Origin of the sequence: Cyanobium sp. T1B-Tous (assembly GCF_024345475.1) — a bacterium.
Lineage (GTDB): Bacteria > Cyanobacteriota > Cyanobacteriia > PCC-6307 > Cyanobiaceae > Cyanobium_A.
Window position 1 is genome coordinate 1 of sequence record NZ_JAGQBE010000099.1, and the last position, 6,418, is coordinate 6,418.

At 66.8% G+C, this 6,418-nt stretch carries 6 protein-coding genes; 2 read left to right on the forward strand and 4 right to left on the reverse strand.

Annotated elements, in window-relative coordinates:
• The 4 genes from cheB to KBY71_RS14240 all read right to left on the reverse strand — a co-directional run.
• Positions 1–854: chemotaxis-specific protein-glutamate methyltransferase CheB (gene cheB / locus KBY71_RS14225; RefSeq protein WP_254929548.1), on the reverse strand; the 854-nt coding region annotated here is incomplete at its 3' end.
• A gap of 1 nt (position 855) precedes the next feature.
• Positions 856–3,063, reverse strand: coding sequence for a hybrid sensor histidine kinase/response regulator (locus KBY71_RS14230; RefSeq protein WP_254929549.1), 2,208 nt, complete (start codon positions 3,061–3,063; stop codon positions 856–858).
• Positions 3,060–3,767, reverse strand: a complete 708-nt coding sequence (locus tag KBY71_RS14235; protein ID WP_254929550.1) for a chemotaxis protein CheW — start codon at positions 3,765–3,767, stop codon at positions 3,060–3,062. The genes KBY71_RS14230 and KBY71_RS14235 overlap by 4 nt, the downstream gene beginning before the upstream one ends.
• 10 nt (positions 3,768–3,777) lie before the next feature.
• Positions 3,778–5,472: a methyl-accepting chemotaxis protein gene (locus KBY71_RS14240; protein WP_254929551.1), complete on the reverse strand. Its 1,695-nt coding sequence runs from the start codon at positions 5,470–5,472 to the stop codon at positions 3,778–3,780.
• Between the two features lie 157 nt (positions 5,473–5,629).
• Here KBY71_RS14240 and KBY71_RS14245 point away from each other — a divergent pair, with 157 nt between their 5' ends.
• Positions 5,630–6,187: a chemotaxis protein CheW gene (locus KBY71_RS14245; RefSeq protein WP_254929552.1), complete on the forward strand. Its 558-nt coding sequence runs from the start codon at positions 5,630–5,632 to the stop codon at positions 6,185–6,187.
• A 6-nt stretch (positions 6,188–6,193) separates the two neighbouring features.
• The coding region (locus KBY71_RS14250) for a hypothetical protein (protein ID WP_254929553.1) at positions 6,194–6,418 on the forward strand (225 nt) is incomplete at its 3' end.

A 6,418-nucleotide genomic window follows, 5' to 3' on the forward strand; every position in this document is an offset into this window, starting at 1 on the left:
CGCAGCGCCAGCAGGCCTTCGGCGCCATCGCGGCCCATGCCGGTGAGCAGCACTGCCTGGCCGGGTGGGCGCCAGTGGGATACCAGGCTCTGGAAGAACACGTCCACCGAGGGGCGATAGGGCTGCTCACGCGGGTCGGGGGTGTAGCCGAGGGTGCCGTTGGAGCGCAGCACCAGGTGGTCGTTGCTGGCGGCCACCAGCACCGTGCCGGCTACAGGCCGATCCCCCTCGGCGGCCACCCGCACCGGCAGGGGGACCAGCTGATCGAGCCAGTCCACCAGCCCGCCGGCGAATTGCTGATCGATGTGCTGGATCACCACCAGGGCCGCCGGCAGCGTGGGGGGCAGGGGTTTGAGCACCTCTACCAGGGTCTTGGGACCGCCGGTGGAGGAGCCAATGGCAATCAGTGGGGTTCCGGGCCTGAAGCCGGCCGTCGCGGCCAGCCCCGATCGCCCGGGGCTGCCGCCCCGGAGCTTGTCGAGCACGGCGATCTTGCGCAGCAGCTCGGCGCCGGCCTGCTCGGGTGGTGCCGTCAGCACCGGCAGGTTCACGGCGTCGAGCGCTCCGTGGCCCATGGCCTCGAACACCATGCCGGCCCGATGGCCGACGCTACCGGTCACCACCAGGATCGGGCAGGGCGCCTCCGCCATGATCCGGCGCGTGGCCTCGACGCCATCCATCACCGGCATCAACAGATCCATCAGGATCAGATCGGGGCGATCCTGCTGGGCCCGGGCCAGCGCCTCCTCCCCATCCCTCGCCACCCAGACCACGCTGTGGCGTGGATCCGACCCCACCACCCGGCGCAATGCCTCGATGGCAATCGCGAGGTCGTTGACGATGGCGATCCGCATCTCAGGCCGGACCAATCAGATCGTGCACGGCAGCGAGCAGGCGGGCATCAGAGAAGCTGCCCTTGTCGAGGTAGTAATCGGCGCCGGCCTCGAGCCCCAGCAGCCGATCCTGTTCACCCTCCCGGGAGGACACGATCATCACCGGAAGGGAAGCCAGCCGGGGCAGCTGCCGCAGCAGCCGCACCAGCTCCAGCCCATCCATCCGCGGCATCTCCACATCGGTGAGCACCAGATCGAACTCCTGGCCCTGCAGAGCGGTCCAGGCCTCGCGGCCATCGGCCGCCTGCTCCACCCGATAGCCCGCCCCGATCAGGCAGCGCACCAGGGACTGACGCACGGTGGCGGAGTCGTCCACCACCAACACCCGCCGGCGAGAACAGGGGGCCGGAGGAGCGGCGGCCAGGGAGCGAAGGTCGCCCCGCATCAGGCGGGCATCAATCGAGCGCACCAGATCGGGCACATCCACGATCAGGATCGGCAGCCCATCGCCCATCAGTGCCGCCGCGCTGATGTTGGGCACCCGCCCGAGACGACTGTCGAGGGGCCGCACCACCAGATCCTGCTCGCCGAGGAAGCGGTCCACCATCACGCCGTAGACGTTGCTGTGGTCGCTGATCACCACCAGCGGCACCGGATCGGGCAGCTGATCGAGCGGGGGCAGCGCCATCACCTCCCGGGCCGCCAGCAGGCCGATGGTGCGGCCATCGAGGTTGAAGGTGTCGCGGCCCTCCACCCCGTGGATGGCGCTCTGATCCATGGCCACGATCTGATCCAGGCGGGCCAGGGGGAAGGCGTAGGGCTCTCCGGCGATCTCCACCAGCAGGGTGCGCACCACCGAGAGGGTGAGCGGCAGCTGGAAGTGGATGCTGGTGCCTGCCCCTGCCGTGGAACTGAGCCGCACACTGCCACCCACCTCCTGCACCATCGCGCGCACCACGTCGAGGCCGACACCGCGGCCGGAGAGTTCCGTCACCGCCGTAGCCGTGGAAAAGCCGGGGAGCATCAGGGCGTCGAGCAGGTCCGCCTCGCCCATCCGCGCCACCGCCTCCGCCTCCATCAGCTGCCGCTGCACCAGGGTGCGGCGCACCGCCTCCAGATCCACGCCGCGGCCGTCATCCGCCACGTGGATGGCCAGCATGCCGCCGCGATGCAGGGCCTCGATCCGCAGCGTGGCCTCGGCGGATTTGCCCGCCGCCAGCCGGGCCTCAGGCGTCTCCACGCCGTGGTCGATGGCGTTGCGCAGGATGTGGGTGAGCGGCGATTCCAGCCGTTTGAGGATGTCGCGATCCACCAGGGTGCCCTTGCCAACCACCTCCAGGCGCACCTGTTTGCCGAGGCTGCGGCTGATGTCGCGCACCATGCGCGGAAAGCCCGCCAGGCCATCGCTGAAGGGGCGCATGTTGGAGCCGATCACCTCGCGGTAGAGGCGGTAGGCCACGTTGTTGGCACGTCGGGCGAACAGCTCCAGTTCGCCGAGTCGATCCACCAGCAGCTGCTGGCAGTCGCGTTCCTTGGCGCGCACCTGCTCGATCAGGTCGCGAGCGCCACCGGAGCCGGGTTCGCTCAGCTGCTGATGGAGTTGCTCCACCAGGGCCACCATCTCGTTCTGGCGGTCCTTGAGCTGGGCGAGGGAATCGGCGAAGGGTTGCAGCCACTTGGCCTCCACCAGGGATTCACCAGCCAGGGCCATGATGCGGTTGAGCTGATCCGCGTCCACCCGCACCACCCGTTCCGGAGCGGGCGTGCCCTGCGTTGGCTCGCCTGAAGGGGCCAAGGCCTCGGCAGGGGCGGCAACCGGAGCGTCGTCGCTCGAGCCCGCCATCAGAGACCGGGCCTGGGCCTCGAGCACGGGGCGCTGGCTGTCGATCCAGCCGGGCAGCTCCGCCGGCGCACAGCCCTGGATCGTCTCCAGGCAGTCGACGATGGTGAACAGTCGACTCAGCAGGGACGGGCTGAGCGGCAGGCGACCATCCCGCACCGCCACCAGGGTGTCTTCAAAGGCATGGGCGAGCGCCTCCAGGTCGTGCAGCCCAACGATGCGGGCCGCCCCCTTCACCGAATGGGCCGCCCGCATCAGGCGGTCAAAGCCATCGGCACTGGCGGGGTCTGCCTCCAGGTCCAGTAGGGCCTGGTTGAGAATCGCCACCTGATCCTCCAGTTCTTGCCGGAACAATTCCAGCGGCGTGGCCTGCTCCGGAGAACTGCTCATGGAGGCGACACCGTGGCGCGCAGAGCGGCGAACAATCGATCGGGATCGAGCAGCGCCACACTGCAGCCGTTCCAGGGCAGCAGGCCACCGGTGAGCGAATCGCCGGCCTTGGTGATCACCACCGGAGCCTCGCGGATCTCCTGGCGGTTGAACAGATGGATGCCGAACACCTCATCCATCGGCAACACCCATTTGTCGTCATCCGCACCGGCCACCGCCATCCGGCAGGAACTGGGCAGGCCCTGATCCATGGATCGCTTCGCAGGGCCATCGGCATCGCCGAGGCCGAGCAAGTGCTGCAGGGAGGCCGCCAGCATGATTTCGCCACGGATGTTCACCAGCCCGAGGAAGAACCGGTTGGTGCGCTGGGGAACGCTGTGAATCACGAACGGTGGCGACACCTCCTGCAGCACCCCCACCGGCAGGGCGAGCACCTCCGTACCGAGGCGGAACAGCATCACCGAAATCGATTGGTCATTGCGCACCACCGCGCCATCGGAGCCGAGACTGGCGCCGGCACCACCACGCTGGTTTTCCGCCAGCACATGGGTCCACTCCTGCAGGTAGTCGTCCGGTGGCAACCGCTCCAGCAGGCTGCGACCCGCCGCCGAGAACACGTGGCAGTTACGGCAGTGCACCACCGTGCGCAGCTCCGGACAGCTGCGATCACCGGTGACGCCGATGCGATTCCAGCAGTCCTCCATGGTGCTGACCTCAGCTGCTCACTTGGAAGCGGGAAATCTCCGAACGCAGACCATGGGCCGATTCATCGAGCTGCTCGAGGGCCCGGTTGGTGTCATTGATGGCGTCGGCTGTCTGCTGCGAGGCCTGGGTGAGCTGCTGCATGGCCTCACTGATCTGCTGAGCACCCTGGGATTGCTCACCGATGCTCTGGCCCACCTGCTGGAACCGGGGGCTGAGGCCCTGCACCTGCACGATCACCCCCTCCACCTGGTCACTGATCCGCACCACGTCCTCGAGCGAGGTGTTCACCGCACCGCTGAACTTGTTCATCTCCATCACCCCCATCGAAACGGCCCCCTGCATCTCCTTGACCATCGCCTCGATCTCGAGGGTGGCGACGGCAGTCTGATCGGCGAGACGCCGGATCTCGCGGGCCACAACCGCGAAACCGGACCCGTATTCACCCGCCTTTTCCGCCTCGATGGCGGCATTGAGGGAGAGCAGATTGGTCTGATCGGCCACTTTGGTGATCGTGGTCACCACACTATTGATGTTGGTGGCCTTCTCATTCATCACATCCAGCTTCGCGGTGATCCCCGAGCTGGAGGCCGCCAACTGCCGCATCAACGTCTCCATCTGGTTGAGATCGGTCTGGCTCCTGGCCGCGGAGGTGGCGGTGTCCTGCGCCAGTTGATCCACCTCATCCATGGTGTGCACCAGCACCCGCGAGGTGGCGGCGATCTGTTGGGCAGTGGCGGACACCTCGTTGGTGCTGGCCAGCTGTTCGGCCACCGTGGCTTCCAGTTCCTTGCCCGAGGCGGCGATCTGGGTGGCGGAGGTGGTGATCTGGATCCCTGAGGTCTGGATCTGACGCACCAGCTTGCTGAGGCTCAGGCTCATCGCCCGGCAGGCGTTCTGGAGGGTGCCGAGTTCATCGCGCTCCTCGCTGGGGGGAAGGTCGCCGGTGAGATCCCCCTGGGCGATCTGATCCGCCACGGTGACCACCCGAGCAATCCGAGCCCCCAGGGGACGGGCGATGCTGCGGCTGAAATAGATCGACAGCGCCACGGCCGCCGCCGGCGCCAGCACCAGGGCGGTCAGGCTCCAAAACACACTGGCTTTGACGTTGGACTCGGCCGCGGCACGCAGCTTCAGCGATTGCTGGTGGTTGAGCTCGGTCTGGGCGAGCAAGGAAGCTTCGGCCTGCTTGAACTGGGGCGCACTCTCCCGCAGCTCCTGGCGCAACTGGGCCGCCAGCGGCGCAGCCGCCGCCACCGTGCCCATGGCGGCCCCATTGCCCAGCGCCATGTAGCGGGGATAGAGCTGCATGAACTGCTCGTTCTTGCTGGCCCAAGCATCCCAGTCGCGCTTGGTGTTGGCGAGAGCCTTCTTGTCCTCGTCAGACAACTTGGAGCCTTCGATGGCCTGGAAGCCTTCGTTGATCTGCTTCCAGGCCCCGTCGATGCGGCGGAGCTCAGCGCTCTGTTCGCCAGAGCGGATGTCGGGCTGCATCAGCGCCAACTTGGCCATGCGGATGCGGGTCTGCCCCTCGTTCACCATCCACAGCCCCTCCACCTGGGGCAGATTGCCCTCACTGATCTCGGAGATGTTGTCGCTCAGCACCAGGGTGGTGCGCAGTCCCAACAGCGCCATGGCGAAGGCCAAGCCGCCGAGGCCGAAAAAGGCCAGCTTGAGCCGCCCTTCCATGGACTGGTTCTGGGCCATCGGGAAGCAAGCGGGCGCACACCCGAGCGGCAATGGCTGGATGATGGCCAGGCGGGGGCGATTTATCAACCAAATTGCAGTGGAGCGCAATCACAGACAGCTTGTGCAGTCAAGCCCTGTCGCCATGGGTTGTAGACAGCGTCCCTAGAGTGAGGTGATGCCCGACACCATGGCCAACGTCGTGCCCGATGTGGTGCGCGACCGTGTGCGTGACCCCCTCCATGCGGCAGGCGAAGGGAGCACTCCTGTGCTGTTTCTCCTCTTTGCTGTTGGCGACGCCTATTACGCGATCGAAAGCGCCTCGGTGGTGGAAGTGATTCCGAGGGTGAGCCTGAGAGCGGTGCGTAATTTTCCGACCTATGTCTCGGGTCTGTTCAATTACCGCAGCACGATCGTGCCGGTGATTGATCTCTGCCAGTTCATCGAACAACGGCCCAGCGGCAGCAATCTCAGCACCCGCATCATCATGGTGAGCCATCGGGGGCCTGATGGCTCCGGCCGCATCTTCGGCCTGCTGGCGGAACGGGTCACGGACACGCTGATGAAGGCGCCGGCCAGCTTCAGCGATTCCGCCCTGCAGGCCAACAGCAAGCCCTATCTCGGCGGTGTGGCCCTCGATGAGCGGGGCCTGATCCAGGTGATTCACCTCGATGTGCTGCTGCGCCATGCCAGTGCGGGAGTTCCCAGCGAGACCCTCAGCCTGGCCACGCCCTAGCCCTCCATGGCATTGGCGGCCATCGCGGACTGGCTCGAACGCACCACCGGCATGGATGCGACGATCCTCGGGGATCAGCGCCTCGAGAGAGCCGTTCAGGCGCGGATGGCAACGCTTCAGGAGACCTCGCTGGAGTCCTATCAGCAGCGCCTGGAGCAGGAGAGCAGCGAAGCCGAGGCATTGGTGGAGAGCCTGGTGGTGCCTGAAACCTGGTTTTTCCGCGACGGCAAG

Coding starts and splice junctions, on each gene's coding strand:
- KBY71_RS14230 (WP_254929549.1), bottom strand. CDS start 3,063: ATGAGCAGTTCTCCGGAGCAGGCCACGCCGCTGGAATTGTTCCGGCAA.
- KBY71_RS14235 (WP_254929550.1), bottom strand. CDS start 3,767: ATGGAGGACTGCTGGAATCGCATCGGCGTCACCGGTGATCGCAGCTGT.
- KBY71_RS14240 (WP_254929551.1), bottom strand. CDS start 5,472: ATGGCCCAGAACCAGTCCATGGAAGGGCGGCTCAAGCTGGCCTTTTTC.
- KBY71_RS14245 (WP_254929552.1), top strand. CDS start 5,630: ATGCCCGACACCATGGCCAACGTCGTGCCCGATGTGGTGCGCGACCGT.